The organism is Terriglobales bacterium, from assembly GCA_035624455.1.
Classification (GTDB): Bacteria; Acidobacteriota; Terriglobia; order Terriglobales; family Acidobacteriaceae; genus DASPRM01.
The window spans coordinates 12,992-35,321 of sequence record DASPRM010000017.1 but is presented as its reverse complement, the minus strand read 5'-3'; the positions used below and the strand labels follow the sequence as shown (position 1 = coordinate 35,321).

The following is a 22,330-nucleotide window of genomic DNA, read 5'->3' as shown; positions in this document are numbered from 1 at the left end:
GCAATGTCGCGTTCGTTGGCTCCTTACCGGTAGAAGTCTTGATGAAGTCTGCTCCCGCCATCATCGCAACCAGGCTGGCGCGCGCCACATTGCGCAGGGTAAGCAGGTCGCCGGTGCCGAGGATCACTTTCATGTGAGCCCGGCCGCACGCTTCTTTGAAGGTTGCGATCTCATCGTAAAGTGCTTGCCATTTTCCCCCAAAGACGTGAGCGCGGGTAATGACTACATCGATCTCCTGCGCGCCTGCTTCCACTGAACGGCGGATTTCTGCTACCCGCTCGGCCAGAGGAGAAAGGCCGGTGGGAAAACCTGTGGACACGGCGGCCACTAGAATTCCCGATCCCTCCAGAGCGCGCAATGCGGTTTCGACAAATGAGTGGTAGACGCAAACTGCGGCGACCTTTAGTCCCAGTTTCTCGATCCCGAGTTGGTTTACCAATGTCTGCTGGAGGGGCTGGCGCGCCTTGGCGCAGAGCCGGCGCACACGCTCATCAGTATCATCCCCGGAGAGGGTGGTGAGGTCCATGCAGGATATAGCGCGTAACAGCCAGGCAGCCTGCCACTCCTTCTTGACCGTACGCCGGGTGACCAGTGTCTGGGCACGACGCTCTACCGCGCTGGTGTTTACGCGAACGTCCCGAAGCCAGTCGAGATTGAGCGGGACGCCAATGTTGGCGTGCAACGGCCGGCCCGACAGAGTTGCGATGGCAGCACTGATTCGCGACTCCAGGGCCTCTAGCGGAGCGCCGGCTGGTCGCCCGCCGACGCCTTCCCGTGGTTCATTTTTTACTGCCATGGCGCTTCCTCGAGGCGGTTCGGATGCGTATTCTCGATGGGGAACGCTCCGAATCCGGCTCCCCTTGTGGCCGAAATCGGTTGGATCTACAAAGAATAGATGGATCTACAAAGAATAATAGTGCAGTTTTGTCAGGCGCGCAGCCTGGTTCAGGCGGACAGTACCTGTCCGTTCTCCACTTTGAGGTGCCGGATGCCCGCTTGGCCGGCGATCACCAAATCGGTCGTCAGACCCAGAAATAAGCCATGCTCGACGATTCCTGCCTGAGCATTGAGCTTTCCTGCCAATTCATGCGGGTTACGAATAGGACCAAAATTGCAGTCCACGATCAGGTTCCCAGAGTCGGAGAGGTATTGCGAGCCATCCTGGTTTTTTCGGACGGAAGCACGAGCTCCCAATGATTCCAGAAACCGCTGCTGCGACCGCCAACCGAATGCGAGAACCTCGACCGGGAGAACGAATTTGGTGCCGAGGCAGGGAGAGAGCTTACTTTCATCGACCACGATGATCTCCCGGCGGCACGCCTGAGCCACGATCTTTTCGCGCAACAGAGCGCCACCGCCGCCCTTTATAAGATTCAGTTGGGGATCAACTTCATCAGCGCCGTCAATGGTCACGTCCATCTGGTTCGGCATGGCTTCATCCATCATAGGGATACCCAGCCGCTTAGCTTCCTCCCAAACTTTCTGTGAGGTGGCGAAGCCAACCAAGCCCTTCAACTTGCCTCCCGCAAACAGTTGCGCAATCAATCGCGTGGCGAAAATCGCGGTTGAGCCGGTCCCTAGCCCGACCGCCATGCCCGGCTGCACAAAGCGGACTGCATATTCGGCTGCCTGTTGCTTGAGTCTGTTCTGGAGGTCGGTTTCATCGACAGAACTTGGGTTGCTCATTGGGTTCGCTTTCTGAAGGCGCTCTTTCTCACCCTCCGCCAAAAGAGGGCGGAAAGGTGGGGCACCCCCCTCTATCTTTAATTCCTTGCAGTGGGCTGCAGACGCATCAAGCATTCAACATTCAATGACGTTCAGCGCCAGTCCGGCCAGGGAAGTCTCCTTGTAACGGGACTGCATATCAAGTCCGGTTTGATACATGGTCTGTATCACCTGGTCGAGTGAGACTTTGTGGTCGCCCGTCTCTCGCATAGCAATACGGCAGGCATTGATCGCTTTCACCGCGCCCATGGCATTGCGCTCGATACACGGTATCTGTACCAGCCCGCCGATGGGATCGCAAGTCATTCCCAGGTTGTGTTCCATCCCGATCTCGGCGGCGTACTCGACCTGCATGTTGGTGCCATTCAGTGCGGCGACCAAGCCACCCGCCGCCATCGAACAGGCAACTCCTACTTCTCCCTGACAGCCTACCTCGGCACCCGAGATGGATGCGTTTTCCTTGTAGAGGATGCCGATGGCACTCGCCGTGAGCAGATAGCGGAATATTCCTTCCTGCGAGCCACCCGGAATAAAGCGAAGATAGTACCGCCCTACGGCAGGAATAATGCCGGCGGCTCCGTTGGTGGGCGCCGTGACCACACGGCCACCCGCCGCATTCTCCTCATTTACCGCCATGGCGAAGGCGTTCACCCAGTCCAGCGGTGCCAGCGGATCATTGGTGCTATGCGCTGCCAGCTTACGAGCCAGTTGAGGCGCTCTTCTCTTCACGTTCAGCCCACCAGGCAGAATGCCCTCAGTGCGGAGGCCTCGGTCGATGCACTCCTCCATGGTTTGATGGACTCGCGTTACATGATTGCGAATGTCGGACTCCAGCCGCCAAGCCTTTTCATTAGCCAGGGCAATCTGCCAAATGGGCAGCCGCGTCTCTTCTCCGATACGAAGCAGGTCTGCGGCGCTGGCAAAAGGATGGGGCACTGCGGGACGCTCTTCGTTCGAAGTGGTAGTGTCGCCTTCACGGCTGATGAACCCACCGCCCACAGAATAGTAGATCTGAGTATCGACGACCTGGCCACGGCCATCGAACGCGGTGAAGCGCATGGTATTGGAGTGGCCGGGGTGTGTCTCGGTCTTGCGAAACAGCAAGTCCAGGTGCGGCTGAAACGGGATCGGCTGGCGGCCCAGCAGGGGGAGCGAACGATCCTCTTGGACCTGGCTGACTCTGGATTCGATGGTCTCGGGGTCAATCTCATCCGGCACCTCCCCCATTAACCCAAGCATGATGGCCCGATCCGTGCCGTGACCCTTGCCTGTGAGAGCCAGCGAGCCGTACAGGTCGATGCTAATCCTATGGAGCCGGGACAGTTCTCCCCGGCGGTCGATTGCGGCCACAAAATCCCGGGCGGCGCGCATAGGACCGACGGTATGCGAACTGGAAGGACCTATGCCGACCTTGAAAATTTCAAAAATGCTGGTCTTCACAGAATGTCCTATCCGAAACCCATCATTACAAATTCGAGTCCTCCCGCTGAGATTTAACCCAGAGGACTACAAAGTTAGTGTAACCCCTTGAAAAACTGTTCTGTGGTAATCTCTGCCCGATTGGCGCGAAGGATTGGCTACAGAAAACACCGTATAGACAGTTCGGGTACGACCGAAACTAAACTGCATAAGCCTCAGTACGAGTTTTCTTCAGTTTTGGTGATCATGGAGGGGTTCATACCCCTATCGTCGGAGGCTGGCCGGGCGAGCGGTCAGGTCGCACTGGTCCTGCGCGAAGATGGAGGTTGATATGAGCGCGCTTCGCATTCTAGTTGCAGATGACCATGAGATTGTACGGCGAGGTTTGTGCGCGATTTTGCGGGGGCACGCAGGATGGGAGGTTTGTGGGGAAGCTGGCGATGGGGAGGAAGCGGCACAAAAGGCCCACGAACTGCGGCCAGACATAGTGATCCTGGACATCGGCATGCCCAGGGTCAACGGCTTGGAGACCACGCGACAGATTCTGCAGGATCGTCCGACACAGAAGGTTCTGATTCTCACGGTAAGCGATTCGGAACAGGTAGTGCACGAGGTCTTAAAAGCGGGCGCCCGGGGATATGTGCTCAAGTCAGATGCAGGGCGCGAATTGGCGGCTGCGGTCGAGGCGCTGCAATGCGATCGCACCTATTTCACTTCCCGCGTGGGCGAATTGGTGTTGGATTCCTTTCTTAACAAAGGACGGCTTGCTTCCAGAGAAATGTCAATTCCCGGCCTGACTGCGCGCGAACGGGAAATCGTCAAATTGTTGGCAGAAGGAAAGACCTCTAAAGAGGTGGCTGCCACTCTGGGAATGTCGGTGAAGACGGCAGAAACCCATCGCGGCAATCTCATGAGAAAGCTCAAGCTCCATTCCGTCAGCGAGTTGGTGCTTTATGCGGTGCGGAATGGCATAGTTCCGACAAAGCCCACCGGCGACGGCACAGGTATTTCTGCCGCCTAGCCGGGGGTATTCTCAATCCGATTCGTCGAGGATCGACGGCTGTCAGTCCGGTGGGCGAGGCAGGCAGCGTTGCTGACAGCTTTCTTGTCGAAATCTGGGGAGGAGTCCGCAATTGCCATCTTCAATCCTGATCGTCGATGATCACGAGGTGGTGCGCCAGGGATTGCGGATGATTTTGGGGTCGCGTAAGGACTGGAAGATTTGCGGTGAGGCTTCCGATGGGGAAGAGGCGATCGCCGCCGCCGGAGCGACGAACCCCGATGTGATCATCATGGACATCACCATGCCGAAGATGAACGGCCTGGAGGCGGCTCAGAAAATTTCCAAACTCAATCTGAAGTCACGGGTGCTGATTTTTACTATGCATGATTCCCATAGCCTGGTGCTTGCCATCCGCCAGGCTGGGGCCCGCGGTTATGTTTTGAAATCGCACGCCGCGCGTGACCTGATCCACGCGGTGGAAGCAGTATTGGCGGGAGGCACATTCTTCCGTAGTGAGCAGGCTTCGGCAGCCGAAATCTCAAGACCGGTATCCGATATGAAGCGGGCCTGATTCCATGCGGTTTGCATGCGGCCTGACGATATGCAAGCCTGTCCAATCTAGAGACGCTTTCGCAGGTACCAGAGCAGAACCGAACTCCCCAACCAAGTTAACAATGCAGCGCTCAGGACCACCCAAGGTCTGGAATGAGTCATCCCCAGCCAAACAATTACGGCAAATATCAGCAGGCCCAAAGTCCCGATTGCGGTGCCTGCAGCTTCGACACTGACTGCCTCTTTCGCCCGAATGATACCGTTGAGGCCCAAGCGCTGGCTTTTTCTGCTTTTGGTGTTTCTCCAGCAGCGTGGCACTGGCTGGGAAAATCGCCGGAAATGCCAGAAACAGGCCCCCAATTGTGGGGCCCCATAGCTTGGCGATAATACCGGCTGCAGCAGTGATTGATCCGCCAAAGATGAATCGCACCGCATATTCGTACCATTTAGTTCGTCTTAGAGCGGAAGGGTTAAAGGTGACTTTCATCTGTTGCTACCTCAGCCAGATCCACCATAGGCAGCCGGCAGTTGCCAGCCACAACAGAATGGACAGAGAAGCAACCAGCCACACGGGTGGCTTGTAGTGCATGAGGCCCCAACTGACCCACGAGGCGTAAATGAAGAAAGCCGCAGCTCCTAAAACCATTGAGCGAGCTTCGATGGCGACGTAAGATTGTCCTTGTTTTGCGACTGTGAGGCCCAGCGTGGCTAAAGCAACGGAAGGAGCGGCCCCAAAGAGCCCTGCAAAGCTTTTCGGTTTGAACAGATCGCCCAGAACCGCGAACAAAGAAACAACTACGCCGCCAATAACAAACCGAACTAGAATATCTGTCATTCCGAGCGGGCCAGATCCTTCACACCTCAGCTACTCTGACTGCGATCTGGCACAAAGAGTTGTTCCAAAACCGGAAAACCCTGATCGAAGGCCCCAGGTAGGAACGCGTGGTAGCGTCGAAGTTGGTCATCTTCAGTGAGATACTGTTGTGCCGCGAAGTTTTGAATGATTGCTGCCCGTCTCGGGCACGTTAGGCAAATTGACCATCTCAGATCTATTAACGCTCTTGTAATCAGAATTCGAAACACTAGCCTGACACACAATCTGACCGATCGAACCGAGGATTTATATGACTACAGCACTCGCGAATGGCACTGTTGCAGTTGCCGCCAGCCCCGCTCACCAGCCACTTTCACCGGAAGAACTGCGAAAGATGAACGCTTACTGGAGCGCGGCCAATTATCTCGCCGTCGGCCAAATCTACCTTCTTAAGAATCCGCTACTGCGCGAGCCACTCCGTCTGGAACACATCAAACCCAGACTCCTGGGGCACTGGGGTACGACTCCAGGACTGAATTTCATTTATGTGCACTTCAACCGGCTGATAAAAAAATTGGACCTGGACGTGATCTACATTACCGGTCCGGGGCACGGCGGTCCGGGTTTGGTAGCGAATACCTACCTGGAAGGCACTTACAGCGAAGTGTATCCCAGAATTTCACAAGACGAAGAGGGCATGCAGCGGCTCTTCAAGCAGTTCTCATTCCCCGGAGGAATTCCCAGCCACGTTGCCCCGGAGACTCCTGGCTCGATACATGAGGGTGGTGAGCTTGGGTATGCGATCTCGCATGCTTATGGGGCTGCATTCGACAATCCCGACCTGCTGGTTTGCTGCGTGGTCGGCGATGGCGAGGCGGAAACCGGCCCGCTTGCGAACAGTTGGCTATCGAACAAATTCCTGAACCCTGCTCGCGATGGCGCGGTGCTGCCGATCCTTCACCTCAATGGTTACAAGATCGATAATCCGACGATTTTCGGTCGCATGAGTGACCAGGACCTTACCCATGTCTTCCGAGGCTTTGGTTATAACCCGTATTTCGTCGAGGGCTATGAGCCAGAAGCCATGCATCAGCTGATGGCAGCCACGCTGGATACGGTGATTGCCGAGATTCACTCCGTTCAGAAAGAATTTCGCGAGCATCCACCGGAGACCGCACCTGTCTGGCCGATGATCGTGCTGCGCACTCCCAAGGGATGGACCGGTCCCAAGATAGTGGACGGACAGCCGGTGGAAGGTACCTGGCGGGCCCACCAGGTCCCCTTGTCGGGGTTGGCCACAAATCCGGAACACCTGCGGCAACTGGAAGAATGGATGAAGAGCTACCGTCCGGAGGAGCTCTTTGATGAGAATGGCACGCTGATTCCCGAGCTTCGCGAACTTGCGCCCAAAGGTCAGCGGCGCATGGGAGCCAATCTCCACGCCAATGGAGGTGTGCTGCTCAAAGATCTTCACATGCCGGATTTTCGCGACTACGCGGTTCCAGTAAACAGGCCCGGAGTGGAAAGCGCCGAAGCTACGCGCGTGCTGGGCGGGTTCTTGCGAGACGTGATGAAACTCAACCTGGACTCGCGAAATTTCCGGGTGATGGGTCCCGATGAGACCTCCTCCAATCGGCTAAGTGCGCTATACGAGGTCACCGATAAGGTTTTCATGGAACCTCGCTTGCCGGTGGATGTTCACCTGTCCACCAACGGCCGTGTCATGGAAGTCCTAAGTGAGCACATGTGCCAGGGCTGGCTGGAAGGATATCTGCTGACAGGACGCCACGGTTTCTTTTCCTGCTACGAGGCGTTCATTCACATCGTGGACTCGATGTTCAACCAGCATGCCAAGTGGCTCAAGGTCACACGGGATATTCCCTGGCGCCGTCCCATCGCTTCGCTCAACTACCTGCTTACCTCGCATGTCTGGCGGCAAGACCATAACGGCTTCACTCACCAGGATCCGGGGTTCATAGACCATGTAGTGAATAAGAAGGCGGATATCGTTCGCATATACCTCCCGCCGGACGCCAATACGCTGCTGTCGGTGGCGGATCACTGCCTCCGCAGCCGTCACTACGTCAATGTCATCGTTGCCGGGAAACAACCAGCTTTGCAATACCTCGATATGGGCGCGGCCATCGAGCACTGCACGACTGGAATTGGCATTTGGGAGTGGGCCAGCAACGACCAGGGAGGTGAGCCCGACGTCGTAATGGCATGCGCGGGCGACATTCCTACGCTGGAAACTCTCGCCGCCGTTGATTTGCTCCGTCGGCATTTTCCCGATATTAAGATCCGGGTAGTGAACGTGGTCGACCTCATGACCATCCAACCCGCCAGCGAGCATCCGCATGGCCTCTCGGACAAGGAGTTCGACTCGCTGTTTACGACCGACAAGCCGGTCATCTTCGCCTATCACGGATATCCCTGGCTTATCCACCGGCTCACCTACCGCCGAACGAATCACGACAATCTGCATGTGCGTGGATATAAGGAGGAGGGAACCACCACCACTCCTTTCGACATGACTGTGCTCAATGATCTGGATCGCTTTCACCTGGCAGGCGACGTGGTGGACCGCGTGCCACGCCTGCAACGCATGGGAGCACACTTCAAGCAGTTATTGCGCAATAAGCTGCTGGAACACAAGAAGTACATCGCCCAGTATGGTGACGATATGCCAGAGATCAAGGATTGGACCTGGCCGCACTAGCCGTGAAGATGCTTGTTCTCAACTCGGGCTCGAGCAGCCAGAAATGCGCTCGTTTGCAGTTCATGGCAGCCGAGGGGCATCCGCCTGCTCCGCTGTCGGCGACGGCGGTGGAATGGCCGCAGGACATGACCATCCCATGATCAAACGCCCCGATGAGAAGGTCCAAGGCACCGTGCTTCGTCGATGGGAATGACGAAGCGTAATTAATAAGTCGTGACGCGATATTTGTGTTACCGATAGTATTAGCACTGTCGATGACCGCATAACCATTATTGATACCGGCAATCAAAAGAATCCATGCGGATTCTTCATCATCTATTTACCTGGATTGGTCTAATCTAATGACAACTTTTATTCGTAATGACAATGCAGTTGAAGGACGAGTGTTTTCATCGGAGACGAACTTAGAAAGTGCGGGTCCAATGATCGATAGAAATCACAATCGGAAGCGCTACATTCTCGCCAGCGACTTCGACCAGACGTTGAGCTTCAACGACTCTGGTTACGTGCTAAGCGAAATGATCGGCATCCCTCCGACTGAATTTGAGCGACTGGCAGGAGGCATGGCCAAGCTGAACCTGGTGCAGCAGGGTGGAGAATTAGCTTACCTGCTGTTGCATGATCCTGAATTCAGGTCGCGTGTGCGCAAGGAGCATCTCTACGAAGTCGGAAAGCGAGTGCGGCTAAAGCCGAACATCGATCTGCTTCACCAGTTTCTTTCGCGGGAGGTTGACGGCTATCACTTCGATTTTTACGTGATATCTGCGGCTCCGGTGGAGGTGATCCGTGCGGCCCTGGAAAACATTATTCCCGCGGATCACATCTACGGCACGCAATTCAAATACAGTGCCACGGGAGAGATCGAAGCCATTCAGCAGGTGACGGCGGGTTACGGAAAGGTGGCAGTGCTGGACAGCCTGCAGGCCACGTTGAAGACGGGGCCGGATCGCATCATCTACGTTGGCGATGGCAGTTCCGATATCCACGTGATGTTGCACGTGAACCGGCGAGACGGTTTCACGATCGCAGTTTCGGAGAACAAATTCATCGCTCCGATCGCCAAGCGCTCGATTCTCAGCGAGAACGCGATGGCGATCGCAATTCCGATCCTGGAAGAAATTGTGGGTTGGGAACGCACTCAGATCCGCGAAGTGTTCGAGGAGAAAGGCTTCCTCATCCAGGAATGGGACAAAGTACAAACCGATCTTCTGACGATTACGCCCGCCATTCCAACTGCCGGTGCGCCCTGGGCTACTCCCGCGACGACGGCTTATCGCAGCGGAAACTGAAAGCTTTGAGAAAACATCCGTTGGGCGCATCGCGCTCACCGGATGTTTTTCCAGGCGCTTAGGGTCGCAGGCCGGGACTCCCAAGTGTTCGCTGGGCCGCTCGTCACCTTTGAAAAGGGGCGCGCGAGTAGCCCGCGATTCTTGCAGGATCCGCTGGCAATCAACCGGTCCGCACCTCTTCCGTCTGTGGGAGGGGTTCGTCGTACATTTCGTGTAGCAGAATCTCGATCAGTGCGGTCGTGATGGAGAGAATCACCGGCCCAAGGAAGAGTCCCAGGAATCCAAACGCCTGGGCGCCACCGATCAGCGCGAACAGCAGCAGCACGGGATGCAATTCCACTTTCCCGCCAACCACCAACGGGCGGATTATGTTATCGACGGTCGCGACGAGCACGGTTCCCCACAGCAGCAGGAAGATTCCTTTCCAGAGATGACCAGTGAATAGCAGGAAAACAGCAATGGGGAACCACACAATCGAAGCTCCTACGATGGGAATTACCGAGCAGATTCCCGCAGCTAATCCCAACAGGATCGAAGAATGCATGCCGACAATCTTGGTGGCGATTCCGGTCAAAAGGCCCTGGGCTGCACCTACGGCCACAATGCCATAGACATTTCCGATCACGGTGTCGCTGATGCCTTGCAGAATCTTCTCGGATTGCTTTTCAGAAAGGGGCAGCAGTGAAATGATGCGACGCACGATCTTTCCGCCTTCACGAAAGAAAAAGAACAGAGTAAAAAAAGTGATGATGGCGTTCACCACGAATCCAGCTAAATTGCCGAGCAGAGCTGCTCCAAGTCCGAGCAAATATTTTCCCGCGCTGTTCAGGTGAGTAATAATTTCGGACCTCAGGTCAAACTTCGAAAGGTCGACGTAACGGCCAATCCAAGCCAGTGGCCTCTCCAGAAACTTCAACACGAACGCCATCATTCCGCCTTCCTGCGCACTCCTGTGGCCGAACGATTGCGCCACGCCGATGGCTTGGCCGCTCGCGGCAAACAGCAGGAATATCAAAGGCACGACGAAAAGGATAAAGACCAGCAGCGTCGCCAGCAGTGCCGCCTGGGTGGTTGTTTTTGTATGTTTCTGGAGGCGCAGGAAAAGCGGATGGCATGCAATAGCGAGCACAACCGCAAATGCCAGTGGTTCCAGGAATGGCCGCGCAAGTACGTAGCAAAAACCCAGCGAGATGGTGAGCATCGCCAGCAGGAAAACGATGGTGGCCTTCCGCTTGTACAATCTCTCCTCAAATACTATCTGCGATCTTGGATTCGCAGCAGTTCAGGCAGGATGCGATATCGGCGCGTAGTGGGCCCGGAGCTTTCCGTCAGCTTCTACGCCTCACGATAGGTGACCAGCAAGGTTCCGATCAAGATGAAACAGATGGGCCAAATCCACGCCGGAATACGCCCATCCTTGCTGGGAAGACGCAATTCCAACCATCGTGTCCAACCCGCAAGCACAGCGAAGAGGGCGAGCCCGGTGTGGCTGATTTCGACCAGCAACTCTTCCTTGAGGTTGCCCAGCGAGTGAGAATGGGTCAACAGCAGAGTTCCTCCAGCGGCGCACACCACGGGGAAAACCAGGCTGGCCCACTTCGAACGGGCGCGCTTGGTTTGCACTCTCCATTCGAAGAATGCAAAACAGATGACCATAACTACAGCAAGCCGATGCTGGAGCACCTCGGCAGTTGCAAAACTCTCCCAGAACCCATTAGGCCCTAAGGGCCAGTTTTCAGGATCCGAACGCAGAAAAATGAATGCCGCCAGGCCCAGAAACAAAAGGGGCCAGTGTCGAGCCCAAGATACTTTTCCTGTCTTGGACAGCAAAGCCAGAATGCCGATGAGAACGATGATCAAGCCCACCCAATTATGGTTGTATTCCGACCACGCAATATCCGCTGGGGTGTTGCCGTGCGTTGTGGTAGTACCAGGAATGTAGGACTGCAAAGCCTCTTGCCTGCCGGCATTGGCTGCCCTGCGCAACACCTGCAACGTAGGCTCGGATAATTCGTTCACATTGGGACTCTTCAGCCGCGGCCAGGCAGGAGTGAAGCGGGTGACAATCTCAGCCAGGCTTGCACGATCGGTAGTCATATCTGCCGCAGGCGGCTGAGAGGTCAGCGAAGCCGCGGCCAGCACCACGGTGAAGCCGATTCCAATCTCGCACTCCACGAAACGCCGCAACCTGGGCATAACTTCGACGTTGCTGAGTTTCCTCAGCATAATGAAGTTCAGGCCGCCCAGCACCAGCAGGACACCGAGCAGGAACATTTTTGCGATCAGCATCACCCCATAGGCCGTACCGTACAGTGCGCTCCAGGAGCCAACATAGCTGAGCGACATTGCCACGCCACTAAGGCCGAGAAAGCAGACACTGATCAGGGCTGTGCGAGAGAATCGAAGATTGAGGAATTCGCATGCGGCTTCTTGGCGCACATGTGCGAGCGCGAGCAGCAGGTAAGGAAGACCTCCAATCCAGACAGCGGTTGCGCCCTCGTGCAGTGCGGTAAATAGAAGCAGCCAGGCACGTCCCTCAATGCGAGCGGCTGCGTGATTCGTCAAGACCGAGCCCGCCAGGATCGCAAGCGCAGGAAAAATGGTCACATATTGTGAATCGGGCGTGTTTCGCCTGGTCAAGAACAAAACAACAATGGCGGCGACCAGCATCACCAAACCAGCGAGGAAGAAGTTCGCGCCCATTACCTGCAAGAAGGTGAGGTCCGCCGTTCCCATCAGTATCGCTGAATTGATGAACAAATAAATCGCCTGAGTTATGGCGAGTCCCAGTGCAGAAAAGAAGATCATTCGATGTAGACGAGGGCTGGCAGCCCCGGCCTGGCTGGGAAAGGCCGAGTTCAGCGGTCGCATAGCACTGGCCTCGAAGACTACGCCACCGATGACCAGCGATTGGAAAATCAGGGTTGCCCCGCGCAGCAGGACGGAGGCAAATGCGAATACGCTGAGCAGCAGATTCATTTCGCCTGGCTTTACTCGACAGTAAAAGGAATCTCGCCGTTCGTAATATGCCCATCAGACGAGAGCACCTGCCAACGGATTCGGTAGGAACCGGCGCGCAGACCTGAAGCCTTGGAGCCGAGCCAATCCGGCTTGTCCTGTTTGGCAATCGGCAGTGGACGACTGGAGCCATCCGGCTGGACCAGGCTGAGCCGTGAGCGGGTAGCATCCACTCGCACATTGAAGCGCAGCTTTATCACCACTTCTGGCCCTTTAACCTTGCCATGAATAGCGGGACTGGTCTCGACCAGGATGGCGTGGGCTAAGGCTGACGGCGCCAGCGAAACCGCAACCAAGGAAGAAAACACGCAAGCGTATAGCAGGTTTCTTATCCTGCAGGTCATTTCGAAACTACTCCCCAAGCAAATTCCTACGATAACCCTGATTTTACCTGCACCCGGGGTCGTCGATGCAATAATCGCATTTAGGAAGCCTCGACTCCCACACCCCCAGGAGTGCAATCAGTGTGTGATTGGACCTTCCTCAGTATGGCCGGCCCAGGGCAAACCGCAACTTGAAGCGGCCATCAGCACTCACATTGGCGCTGAGAGAAACGGGTCCAAAGATAGTATCGGCAATCACGCCGCCGGAAAAAGAATGCTTCAAATCAATCTGATCCCAGTGCAGGAATGTATTGCCGGTTTCGTAATAGCCGGTTGCATACACTTTTTTGCCGATGAGCTGCGGCAGTCTGCCGATTTCTCTGCGATAGCCCCCGCCGGCCAGGAGGTAGTTGCTTCCCAGAAATTCATCGAGATTGTAGGCGTCCAGGCGGTAGGGTCCACCCAAGGAGAAGAATTGAAGGGGAGCCGCGGCATCGCCAAAGCTGGTCCCGATTGAACCAATCAGAAAAATCGAGCCTTTGGGGCTTATGGGAATAAAGTGGGACGATCGCACCTGCGCCTGATTGAAGGCATAGTTGACATCGGGGCTGCGGAAGATGTGCACTACTTCAGAATCGATTCTGCTTCCCCGGGAAGGAATCGTGGCACTGTCCTGACCATCGAAGATCCACCCCAGCCGCACTTGATCGCTATAGCCTTCAAAAGGAGGAAACGAGAGGTTGCCGATCAGAGGCTTGAGTCGAGCCTGAGTAATCTGATATCCGACCCGCACCTCGTTGCGGTAGCGGGAGGTGTAACCCAAATCGACTGCCCCGCCATAGCGCTGGTCGGTAAATGTCGAGCTTAGAGTGTCACTCAGAATGATATCGCGCGCGGTCTTCTGAAAAAACGCGCGCGGGGCAAAGAAGAACTTGCTTTGTGCAATGGGCTGATAAAACTCTGTTTGCAGGAAAGTATCTGATCCCACACGCACATCGTTGCGCCACTCACTACCGAGCGTGAGTACGTCCATGGCGGTCACACGAAACCCAGTGGTGAAACGAAAATCGTGGACGTTGGAACCTTCGACGTCCAGCGTGGGACTCACCAATGGCGGCGCGTAGGTTTTTTGATGGGCCCGAATTTCGAGTCCGGGAGTGCTATCGGTGAGAAACTCCTGGTAGCCGAGGCGATCAAAGCGGCCTTCGCCGGTGATCTTGGTTAATTCCGTTTCCAGTCCGGGCAAATCGAGTTTTTCCCGGGTGTACTTGCGAATGCGGAGCTCCACTTCATGCTGCGCGCGGCCCTCCGTTCCGACCACCTTGGCTGGCGACAGCGACTGCGGGACAGAACGCTTGCGTGCGTACCTGGCGGCGAGATGTTCTTTCCAGGCTTCTTCCGACAGCGCGAAAGGACGCAGCACAGCCGCTTTCTGGGCTGCCCCGTCATAGCCGAGCTGAATGAGCTTTTCGGCAGCTAAATAGTCGGTGACGGTGTAACTCTGCAAATCGGGAGCAATTACAATGTCCGCACTGCGAAGAGCGCGGCGATCGTACTCGATGGTCATAACCGTGATGGACTGCTCCAGCACGCCAGCGATCGAGTTTAGCGATTCCAGGTTTGCAAGCGGAGTGCCAACATCAACGGCGATGACAACATCCGCCCCCATGTCGCGTACTACGTCAGTGGGAATGTTCTTCATCAGAAAACCATCTGCCAGCACCGTCCCCTTGGCCTCCAGTGGAGTGAACACGCCGGGGATCGACATGGTCGCGCGCAGTGCCTGGGGCAGCGCCATTCCACGTCCGTCCAGCGTGACGGACTCTGCCTGCAAGAGGTCGGTAGCTACGCAGCGAAAGGGTATGGGCAGCTCATCGAAGTTGGTAAGCGCCGAGTAGGGAAGAGTAATGCGATCGAACAGCAGTCCGACGCCATGCCCGGGATTGAAGCCGTTAGGTACGCTGAGTCCATGACGAAGCCCTAAGGGGATATCAACTGTATAGTCGCGCTTGTCCTGCTTGCGACGAAATGCGATGTTTTCATAGGTAGGCTCAGGCAGCAGGACTTCGTCCCAGTCAATGGTTTTGAGGAAGGCTTCCATTTCGGCCGGGGTCATGCCCTCGGCGTACATGGCTCCTACCAGGCCGCCCATGCTTGTGCCTGCCAACCGGTCAACGGGAATGCGATTTTCCTCCATCCACTTCAACACCCCGATGTGAGCTAATCCACGCGCACCTCCACCGCTGAGTGCCAGACCGATCCTGGACCTGCTCTCGGCTCCGAACCCTTGCGGCGCAGTCATGACGAACGCCAGAAGCAGAGCGATGCCCGCAAAAAGAGTTTTTGAAAAGACAGGAAGTAGTGGATGACGCCTGGCGATTGTGCGAATGGGCATGATTTTCCTCTTCACGAGCACGAACTCACACGCCGGAACGAGTTAAGGGGTGTACGGGTTCTGTGCTGGTGGGGGAAAGCTAACGAAGGGCGAGCGCGCTTGCAATAGCCAAGTTGAACATTGCGGGCGTGGAAGCGAGTGAAACGGCAGGCTCAGTGCGACTGTTGTTTGGTTTCGTAGTAAGAGCGCAGAACGTAAAAGGCCTTCTTCTTTTCACCGTGGTCTGATATGAGGCCTTTGCGATTGTAATAACCCTGTATATTAGCCAGCAGGCGCCGCGGCGAGCGAAAGTCCATCAGAATCCAGGGACTCATTCCACGTAAGAATGCGATCTGATCCAGCATCCGCAACTGATGTCGATAAAGATTCTCCTGGTATTCTTCCGTCCATCGCTCGTCGGGCTTGCCATGCAGCCCAAACTTCGCATCCCCGCCGAACTCACTCATGACCAACGGCTTGTTATAAGGCGACTGCCAGACAGTCGCGTCCGCATCTTCGGGCTTGCCTTCGTACCAGCCGATGTATTGGTTGCAGCCCAGCACGTCCAGATCGGCTCCCAGAGGATCGTCGAGGACTTTCAGGTGAACATCCGAGCGCGGTTGTAAAGCCGAGGTAATGAGCCGCGTCGAATCCATTGTGCGTGCGTCGCCAACCAGAGAACGCATGAAACGTAATCGCTCTTCGGAGAGTTGGGTCTCGTTTCCTACTGACCACAGAATCACCGAAGCCTTATTTTTGTCACGCTGGATCATCTCCTGCAGTTGCTGGCGGGCAATAGCCAAGGTATGCGGATTGTTCCAATCGATGTTCCAATAGACAGGGATTTCCTCCCAGACCAGAATACCGAGCCGGTCAGTCAAGCTGGTCGTTGCTTCGTCGTGCGGATAGTGGGCGAGACGAACAAAGTTCGCCCGCAACTCCTGTACCCACCCCAGCAGCACTTGCGAGTCTTTTGTTCCGTGGGCGCGGCCTGAGCGATAGGGAGCCTCTTCATGCATGGAGATCCCTCGCAGAAAAACTGGTTTGCGGTTAAGCAAAATGTCCGTCCCTCGCGTCTCGATTGTGCGAAAGCCGATGGAGTCTCTGAGACTTTCAGCGTCATTGGAGAATTCCACTTCATAGAGCTTGGGATTCTCCGGCGACCAGAGCTGAATGTCCTTGGGAACGGCAATGCGTATCTGCGCCAGTCCGTTGCTGTCGGACTTGAGAATTTCTTCGAGCTTCAGCTCTGGAACGCGAAGTTTGACGGTTTGGCCGGACCCGGCTCCGTTCAATCGCAGCCATCCGGTAATTTCCTGCATGTTCCGGCTGAGCGCCAGGAAGTAATCTTCGATGAAGATATTGGGTACCTCGACCAGCATGACGTCGCGCGTGATGCCCCCGTAGTTCCACCAATCTGTATTCAGAGCGGGCAGGCCATCTCGACGCCGGGTGTTGTTCACCGAGATCACGAAGAAGTTGGCGCCGTCCTTAAGCCGACCGGTTACCTCGCAGTTGAAGGGAGTGAAGCCGCCTTCGTGCTCGCACACAAGCTCGCCATTCAGATACACGCGGGAGAAATAGTTGGCAGCTCCTACATAAACGAAGGCGCGCATGCCCGCATTTAGATGAAGAGTGAAGGTCTTTTCGTACCAGACAGTACCTTCGTAGAAGAATAGTTCCGGCTTTTGTGAGTTCCAGTCGCCCGGCACCTCCAGAGTGGGAGAATCATCGAAGTTGTACTCGACCAAGTCGGCAGGGGTTCGCGGCTTGGCATTGCGAAAGAAGCCATCCTTACGCGTGGCCCCGTGATAGCCGAAAAAGCCGGTATCGTAGGCGTCCACGATGTAGTGCCAGGGCCCATTTAAGCTGTTTGCTCGTCGATGTTCGACGTTAACAATCAGGGGAGCAGGCGAAGGTGATGGTTGTGCCGAAAGAACTGCGGACAGCAGCAAGAATAGCCAAGTGAGTTGCCGCATCGAGGAAAATGCCCCGCAGGACGGTAGTCCACGGGGGGCGCCCATGATAGCACTCTCGGTCTGCCAGCAAATCGCGGGCTCGCCTGGCGGGGAATAAGAGCAGGCTAAAAGAAGGTGTCCATGATCGGCACGCGGCCTTCGATCACTGCCCGGAGTGTGGGATGGGAGTGCGCAAGGATGGTCTCGGGCTGGGCCTCAGGCAGTTCTGCCGAGGTCTTGGAAAAATGCGCGAAATATGACCAATGGTCGGAATCGGTTTCGTCCTTCACCGCGACTTCCAATGCCACCAACTTAGAAGGCGAGCTGCGTGCCGTGGACCTTTCCTGCCGCGGTTTGCGGACTTCCATCACGATCACGGCTTTGTCGGGCCAATCGCCGTTTTCCAGGTAATATTTGTAAGCAGATGGCTCAATGTAAATATGGTCGATGAATGAGTGTTTTCTAGCGGCGAAGGTGGCTGATGGAGCGCAGTCAGGTCGCGTCTCTCCCGGGACAGAGACCCATTGCCGATAGGTGTCGGGCAGCAGCAATTCTTTTTGATCTGTAAACTGAGGATGGAAGGAATGAATCCGGGGCTGTGCCCACCCAGTTCCAACCGCTGCGGCAACTGCGAAGAAAAAGAGGAAAAAACGTTTCACGTGCCTGCTCCTTCGCCAATCGGCAAATCTCATCATGAAAAAGCCGACCACCCACCATGAAGGGAAGCGATATTTGTCGGCGATTTTCTCCTTCTTACCAGACTCCGGCAATATCATTGGGACGAAACGCGGGACTGACTGGGACGAATGCCGCGGTGCCATTCTCTGTATTCGACAATTCGTTGTAACTTGATGTTCAAATTCACGCGACAAGAGGCCAGATGCAGCCCAAGACATTCGCTAAATGGATTTTGGGGGTCGTTGCCTGGGTAAGCATTGGCGCGATCGGAACTTTCTTCTCCTATCACATGTCAATTGATTGGGGGAAAAAGGTTACGTATTGGGAGGTTGCTCACGGCCCCATGGTGGAGTATCTGACTTGGGGAGCTCTATTCACTCCCATCGTGCTTTGGCTGGGACGAAAATTCCGAATCGAGCGCAGCAACTGGCCCAACATGATCGGCTTGCATCTGTTGTTCAGTGTAGGCCTGGCATCGGTCAGCGCAGCGCTTCGCCTGCCGACTCATCACTGGGTCTATCCCAAGGCTAACGATCCGGTGAGTTTCATGCTTTGGCGGGCCTATTTTTACTCTAACGGGTTCGACGACATATGGATGTACTGGGTGGTTCTGCTTTTGAATTTGGGATGGGCCTACTACCAGAAGTACCGGGATCGCGAGCTTAAGGCCTCTCTGCTGGAAACGAAGTTGGCGCGAACGCAGCTGGAGGTGCTTAAGTTTCAGCTACATCCGCATTTCCTCTTCAACACTCTGAATTCGGTCTCTGAACTGATGCACCAGGACCTGGCGGCTGCTGACCGGATGATTATTCGGCTGAGCGAACTGCTGCGCCTGACGCTAGAGACCGGAGGCGCCCAGGAAATTCCGCTCAAGCAGGAACTGGAGTTCCTGGAGGGTTACCTGGAGATCGAACGCACACGCTTCCAGGACCGCTTGAGCGTGCTTTTTGATATCGATCCCGAGACGCTGGACGCGCGGGTTCCCAACATGTTCCTGCAGCCGCTGGTGGAGAACGCCGTCAGACATGGAGTCGCGAAGCGTGCTGGGAAGGGGACCATCACCATTCGCAGTCATCGGACGGGGTACTTTTTGCACCTCATTTTGGCGGACAATGGTCCCGGTATCCAAGCTGAGAAGTTGGCCAAGTTGAATGGGGGAGTGGGGTTGGCAAATACCCGCAGCCGCCTTCAGGTGCTTTATCCGGAAATGCATACTTTTGAGATTCGCACTCCCGCCCAGGGTGGTTGTGAAATTCGCATTACGCTGCCGTTCCATGGCGAATCACAGACATCACCCCAAGAAAGTGAGGTAACGATCCCGGATTCCGTGCGTCCAATACCGGCAGAGGTCAGACCATGATCCGAGCTGTCATTGCAGACGACGAGCCTTTGGCACGCAAACGAATTCGCCGCCTTCTGGCGAAAGAGGAAGATTTCGAGGTGATTGGGGAATTTGGAGAGGGCAACGAAGCCATCGCCGCGATCCGGGATCTGAAGCCCGACGTCCTCTTCCTCGACGTGGAGATGCCTGAGGCCGACGGGTTTGCGGTTCTGAAAGCAATCGAACCGCAGGATATTCCCGTCGTGATATTCACGACGGCCTATGATCATTACGCGATTCGGGCTTTCGATGCGCACGCTCTGGATTATCTGCTGAAGCCGTTTGATGAAGAAAGATTTCACGAGTCCATCCAACGAGCCCGCACTCAGCTGGATCACTCGCGCAGTGGAGAACTGGCGGGGAAACTGCTCTCCATACTGCACGAGGCCAAGCCGCAAAACGAGTCGGATCGTCTCGTCATCAAGTCCGGTGGGCGCGTGGTATTTCTGAAGAGCGAGGAAATAGATTGGGTCGAAGCCGCTGCCAATTATGTTCGCATTCACACCGGGCAGGAAGCGTACCTTATGCGCGAGACTATGACCTCATTCGAGGCTCGCCTGGACAGAGAGCGGTTCATGCGCATCCACCGATCGATTATCGTAAACGTGGAGAAAATCAAGGAGCTCCAACCTTGTAACAATGGGGAGTACATCGTGGTGCTGCGGAATGGTAAGGAGCTATCGCTGAGCCGAAGCTTCCGTGAACGAATTCAGGATTTTTTGCAGCGCTCTCTGATAACTACCCGCGCGAAACATTACGCCTAGTCAGAGCTGCTGGCACGGCTTGCTGGCACAAGGGAGCAGCAAGTATTCTTGACCTGTCATGCCGGGCAATCTGACGTCCGAGCAGGTCTGGCGCGAAGTTGAGAAGCATTCGTTCGCGGTGCTGGGATTCGTTACGCCGCGAGCCGAGGCACGAACCGCTGGGATCGTGTATCTAGTTCGCGAGCACGAGCTTTACATCACGACCTGGCGGAATTCCTGGAAAGCCCGCTACATTGGCTCGAACCCGCATGTCTCTCTGACAGTGACGATTCCGAAGCGCATCCTGTTAGCCCCGTGGGTACACATTCCAGACGCCACAATTACTTTTGCGGGAGAAGCTCTCCTCCACGCCATCGACGCTGTCCCGGAGGATATCCCGCGCACCCTGCTGCGCGGTCTGGAACTGAGCGCCGAGCAGAAGAAGGAAATCAGTATTATCCGGGTTCGCCCGGCAGGCGAGTTCCTGACTTACGGTGTTGGCGTGCCACTGCGAATCATGCGGCATCCAGAAGCTGCTTCTGGCCGCGCCCCGGTCTGAGGGCAAACAGGTTCTAGTCGAAACTGGCGAGGCTAGGTCGATCGCCGCGGTTCGAATATCCAAGCTCATTGCCAGGCTGTGCAGGCAGGCGCACGGCCTTCAGTGGCTCGCTCAGGCTTGCCATGAGTTTTCGAAATCCTTCGAAATCCAACGACTGAGGTCCGTCCGATAAGGCACGCTCAGGGCAGGGATGGACTTCCACTATGATCCCATCGGCTCCGAGCGCCAGCGCGGCGCGCGAAACGGGAGAGATCAAGCTCGGCCGTCCGGTGCCATGCGATGGATCGGCAACCACCGGCAGGTGCGACAGCTCGCGCGCCAGGGCAATCGCCGCCAGATCGATGGTGTTGCGGGTCTCGGTCTCGAATGTCTTGATCCCACGCTCGCAAAGCACGACCTGCGAATTACCGCCGCTCAACAAGTATTCCGCTGCCAGCAGCCACTCTTTGATCGTCGCCGACGGTCCGCGCTTGAGCAGAATTGGTTTGTTGGTGGTCGCCAGGCGGCGCAGCAGGGCGAAATTCTGCATATTTCGAGCGCCCACCTGCAACATGTCGGCATGCTCGCAGATGATGTCCACATCTTCCGTGCTCATCACCTCGGTCACGACCGGCAGGCCGACCTCGCGGCGAACCTCATCCAGCAGCTTCAGCGCTTCTACACCCAACCCCTGGAAATCATATGGCGAAGTCCGAGGCTTGTACGCGCCCCCGCGGAGCAGGGAAGCGCCCGCATTTTTGACTGCGATGGCAGTGGAGAAAATCTGGTCCCTCGACTCCACCGAGCAAGGTCCAGCGATGACCACCAGTTCTGGGCCGCCTACGGCAACGCCGCCGACATCGACCAGGGTGCGGGTCGCCTTGATCTGGCGGCTTACCAGCTTGAACGGCTGCGCGATCGGCACGACGTCTTCCACGCCGGGAGCGGCCTTGAGCGCCTCAATCTCATGCCGTTTTCCGCTGCCGACTGCGGCCACAATGGTGCGAGTGGTCCCGCGCGTAACGTGGGCTTTGTAACCTGCCTCCTGCACCCGGTCGATTACGTGCTGGATCTGTTGTTCGCTGGCGCCTTCCGCCATGTTGACGATCATGTGAGTTCTCCCTCAACGTCCTTCAGCCCCAAAAACGAAAACCGCGAACTTTGGGAGAGTTCGCGGTTTCGATAATCTGGATCTTAAGCGACTAGATGATTACATCCCGCTCGGCGCAGATACCGCGTCTCCCACCGCTACTTCCGTAAAGAAGTAGGTGCGAATGGAGCCAGTAAATCGATATCGGTACGCCAGAAGCATGCGAGTGGGGTGACTTTATCTTGATTCCTCCTCTATGTCAAACGGCCCTGTCCCTGGATGCCGTCTCACGCCCAGCTGTGATTGCAGTCACCGCCGCTGATGACAGCGGCCTTTACTTTAGTTTCAGACTACTTAATCGATGAAATAAGGGAGTCTTTTTCATGGCTTACGTCATAACTGATGCTTGCATCAAAGACGAACTCTGCGTCGAGGCTTGTCCTACCGACTGTATCCACCCCAAAAAGGACGAGCCCGGCTTCGAAGCTGCCACCCAGCTATACGTTGATCCTGCCGGCTGCATTGATTGCGGAGCTTGCGTACCGGTCTGCACCTCCAGCTCGATTCACCCGGCTGATGAGCTGCCTGAGGAGCTAAAGGCATTCGTGGAGAAGAACGCGGCGTACTACAACTGAGCAAGTGCAGCCTCTATGTTGTGACCAAGTCCTCGCGTGCTTAGTGCCTAGCGCTTTCCGGTGCGGGGAAG

19 protein-coding genes are annotated in these 22,330 nt (G+C 56.0%); 8 read left to right on the top strand and 11 right to left on the bottom strand.

The window, feature by feature from the left end; all coding sequences use genetic code 11:
- From deoC to VEG30_01880, 3 genes are all read right to left on the bottom strand, one after another.
- The coding region (gene deoC, locus VEG30_01890; GenBank protein ID HXZ78649.1) for a deoxyribose-phosphate aldolase at nucleotides 1-796 on the bottom strand (796 nt) is incomplete at its 3' end.
- Nucleotides 797-945: 149 nt separating this feature from the next.
- Nucleotides 946-1,686 carry a ribose-5-phosphate isomerase RpiA gene (gene rpiA / locus VEG30_01885; GenBank protein ID HXZ78648.1) on the bottom strand — a complete coding sequence of 247 codons (741 nt, stop codon included), beginning with the start codon at nucleotides 1,684-1,686 and terminating at the stop codon, nucleotides 946-948.
- 114 nt (nucleotides 1,687-1,800) lie between these two features.
- Nucleotides 1,801-3,165 carry an L-serine ammonia-lyase gene (locus VEG30_01880; GenBank protein ID HXZ78647.1) on the bottom strand — a complete coding sequence of 455 codons (1,365 nt, stop codon included), beginning with the start codon at nucleotides 3,163-3,165 and terminating at the stop codon, nucleotides 1,801-1,803.
- 310 nt (nucleotides 3,166-3,475) lie between these two features.
- On the opposite strand from VEG30_01880, the gene VEG30_01875 reads away from it, so the two are divergent.
- Together VEG30_01875 and VEG30_01870 are read left to right on the top strand one after the other, a co-directional pair.
- The gene (locus VEG30_01875) at nucleotides 3,476-4,165 is read left to right on the top strand and encodes a response regulator transcription factor (protein HXZ78646.1); all 690 of its coding nucleotides are present in this window, start codon (nucleotides 3,476-3,478) and stop codon (nucleotides 4,163-4,165) included.
- Between the two features lie 112 nt (nucleotides 4,166-4,277).
- Complete coding sequence (locus tag VEG30_01870) at nucleotides 4,278-4,718, top strand: response regulator transcription factor (GenBank protein ID HXZ78645.1); 441 nt, start codon at nucleotides 4,278-4,280, stop codon at nucleotides 4,716-4,718.
- A gap of 474 nt (nucleotides 4,719-5,192) precedes the next feature.
- On the opposite strand, the gene VEG30_01865 is transcribed toward VEG30_01870, so the two are convergent.
- Nucleotides 5,193-5,534 carry a DUF3147 family protein gene (locus VEG30_01865; GenBank protein HXZ78644.1) on the bottom strand — a complete coding sequence of 114 codons (342 nt, stop codon included), beginning with the start codon at nucleotides 5,532-5,534 and terminating at the stop codon, nucleotides 5,193-5,195.
- A 289-nt stretch (nucleotides 5,535-5,823) separates the two neighbouring features.
- On the opposite strand from VEG30_01865, the gene VEG30_01860 reads away from it, so the two are divergent.
- Nucleotides 5,824-8,232, top strand: a complete 2,409-nt coding sequence (locus VEG30_01860; GenBank protein ID HXZ78643.1) for a phosphoketolase family protein — start codon at nucleotides 5,824-5,826, stop codon at nucleotides 8,230-8,232.
- Nucleotides 8,233-8,654: 422 nt separating this feature from the next.
- Nucleotides 8,655-9,521, top strand: a complete 867-nt coding sequence (locus VEG30_01855) for an HAD-IB family phosphatase (protein HXZ78642.1) — start codon at nucleotides 8,655-8,657, stop codon at nucleotides 9,519-9,521.
- Nucleotides 9,522-9,681: 160 nt separating this feature from the next.
- Here VEG30_01855 and VEG30_01850 read toward each other — a convergent pair whose 3' ends face one another.
- From VEG30_01850 to VEG30_01825, 6 genes are all read right to left on the bottom strand, one after another.
- Nucleotides 9,682-10,761 (bottom strand): AI-2E family transporter, encoded by a 1,080-nt coding sequence (locus VEG30_01850; protein ID HXZ78641.1) that lies wholly within the window; start codon nucleotides 10,759-10,761, stop codon nucleotides 9,682-9,684.
- A 95-nt stretch (nucleotides 10,762-10,856) separates the two neighbouring features.
- Entirely contained in the window at nucleotides 10,857-12,500 is a 1,644-nt protein-coding gene (locus VEG30_01845) for a CopD family protein (protein HXZ78640.1), read from the bottom strand.
- An 11-nt stretch (nucleotides 12,501-12,511) separates the two neighbouring features.
- Nucleotides 12,512-12,883, bottom strand: a complete 372-nt coding sequence (locus tag VEG30_01840) for a copper resistance CopC family protein (GenBank protein HXZ78639.1) — start codon at nucleotides 12,881-12,883, stop codon at nucleotides 12,512-12,514.
- Nucleotides 12,884-13,022: 139 nt separating this feature from the next.
- Complete coding sequence (locus VEG30_01835; GenBank protein HXZ78638.1) at nucleotides 13,023-15,257, bottom strand: patatin-like phospholipase family protein; 2,235 nt, start codon at nucleotides 15,255-15,257, stop codon at nucleotides 13,023-13,025.
- Between the two features lie 152 nt (nucleotides 15,258-15,409).
- Entirely contained in the window at nucleotides 15,410-17,215 is a 1,806-nt protein-coding gene (locus VEG30_01830; GenBank protein HXZ78637.1) for a glycoside hydrolase family 2 TIM barrel-domain containing protein, read from the bottom strand.
- 104 nt (nucleotides 17,216-17,319) lie between these two features.
- Nucleotides 17,320-17,853, bottom strand: coding sequence for a cytochrome P460 family protein (locus VEG30_01825; protein HXZ78636.1), 534 nt, complete (start codon nucleotides 17,851-17,853; stop codon nucleotides 17,320-17,322).
- A 221-nt stretch (nucleotides 17,854-18,074) separates the two neighbouring features.
- Here VEG30_01825 and VEG30_01820 point away from each other — a divergent pair, with 221 nt between their 5' ends.
- The 3 genes from VEG30_01820 to VEG30_01810 are packed head-to-tail and all read left to right on the top strand — an operon-like array spanning nucleotide 18,075 to nucleotide 20,555.
- A complete protein-coding gene (locus tag VEG30_01820; GenBank protein ID HXZ78635.1) occupies nucleotides 18,075-19,232 on the top strand; it encodes a histidine kinase in 1,158 nt (385 codons plus the stop codon).
- Nucleotides 19,229-20,017, top strand: a complete 789-nt coding sequence (locus VEG30_01815; protein ID HXZ78634.1) for a LytTR family DNA-binding domain-containing protein — start codon at nucleotides 19,229-19,231, stop codon at nucleotides 20,015-20,017. The genes VEG30_01820 and VEG30_01815 overlap by 4 nt, the downstream gene beginning before the upstream one ends.
- A gap of 58 nt (nucleotides 20,018-20,075) precedes the next feature.
- Entirely contained in the window at nucleotides 20,076-20,555 is a 480-nt protein-coding gene (locus tag VEG30_01810) for a hypothetical protein (protein HXZ78633.1), read from the top strand.
- Between the two features lie 13 nt (nucleotides 20,556-20,568).
- Here VEG30_01810 and aroF read toward each other — a convergent pair whose 3' ends face one another.
- Nucleotides 20,569-21,645 carry a 3-deoxy-7-phosphoheptulonate synthase gene (gene aroF, locus VEG30_01805; GenBank protein ID HXZ78632.1) on the bottom strand — a complete coding sequence of 359 codons (1,077 nt, stop codon included), beginning with the start codon at nucleotides 21,643-21,645 and terminating at the stop codon, nucleotides 20,569-20,571.
- A gap of 362 nt (nucleotides 21,646-22,007) precedes the next feature.
- Here aroF and VEG30_01800 point away from each other — a divergent pair, with 362 nt between their 5' ends.
- Nucleotides 22,008-22,259, top strand: a complete 252-nt coding sequence (locus tag VEG30_01800) for a ferredoxin family protein (GenBank protein HXZ78631.1) — start codon at nucleotides 22,008-22,010, stop codon at nucleotides 22,257-22,259.
- Nucleotides 22,260-22,330 lie beyond the last annotated feature (71 nt).

What these genes read in the sequence shown, in the direction of transcription:
- VEG30_01810 (HXZ78633.1), top strand. Translation starts at nt 20,076, where the DNA reads ATGCCGGGCAATCTGACGTCCGAGCAGGTCTGGCGCGAAGTTGAGAAG.
- rpiA (HXZ78648.1), bottom strand. Translation starts at nt 1,686, where the DNA reads ATGAGCAACCCAAGTTCTGTCGATGAAACCGACCTCCAGAACAGACTC.
- VEG30_01835 (HXZ78638.1), bottom strand. Translation starts at nt 15,257, where the DNA reads ATGCCCATTCGCACAATCGCCAGGCGTCATCCACTACTTCCTGTCTTT.
- VEG30_01800 (HXZ78631.1), top strand. Translation starts at nt 22,008, where the DNA reads ATGGCTTACGTCATAACTGATGCTTGCATCAAAGACGAACTCTGCGTC.
- VEG30_01845 (HXZ78640.1), bottom strand. Translation starts at nt 12,500, where the DNA reads ATGAATCTGCTGCTCAGCGTATTCGCATTTGCCTCCGTCCTGCTGCGC.
- VEG30_01815 (HXZ78634.1), top strand. Translation starts at nt 19,229, where the DNA reads ATGATCCGAGCTGTCATTGCAGACGACGAGCCTTTGGCACGCAAACGA.
- VEG30_01830 (HXZ78637.1), bottom strand. Translation starts at nt 17,215, where the DNA reads ATGCGGCAACTCACTTGGCTATTCTTGCTGCTGTCCGCAGTTCTTTCG.
- aroF (HXZ78632.1), bottom strand. Translation starts at nt 21,645, where the DNA reads ATGATCGTCAACATGGCGGAAGGCGCCAGCGAACAACAGATCCAGCAC.
- VEG30_01820 (HXZ78635.1), top strand. Translation starts at nt 18,075, where the DNA reads ATGCAGCCCAAGACATTCGCTAAATGGATTTTGGGGGTCGTTGCCTGG.
- VEG30_01855 (HXZ78642.1), top strand. Translation starts at nt 8,655, where the DNA reads ATGATCGATAGAAATCACAATCGGAAGCGCTACATTCTCGCCAGCGAC.
- VEG30_01860 (HXZ78643.1), top strand. Translation starts at nt 5,824, where the DNA reads ATGACTACAGCACTCGCGAATGGCACTGTTGCAGTTGCCGCCAGCCCC.
- VEG30_01865 (HXZ78644.1), bottom strand. Translation starts at nt 5,534, where the DNA reads ATGACAGATATTCTAGTTCGGTTTGTTATTGGCGGCGTAGTTGTTTCT.
- VEG30_01840 (HXZ78639.1), bottom strand. Translation starts at nt 12,883, where the DNA reads ATGACCTGCAGGATAAGAAACCTGCTATACGCTTGCGTGTTTTCTTCC.
- VEG30_01875 (HXZ78646.1), top strand. Translation starts at nt 3,476, where the DNA reads ATGAGCGCGCTTCGCATTCTAGTTGCAGATGACCATGAGATTGTACGG.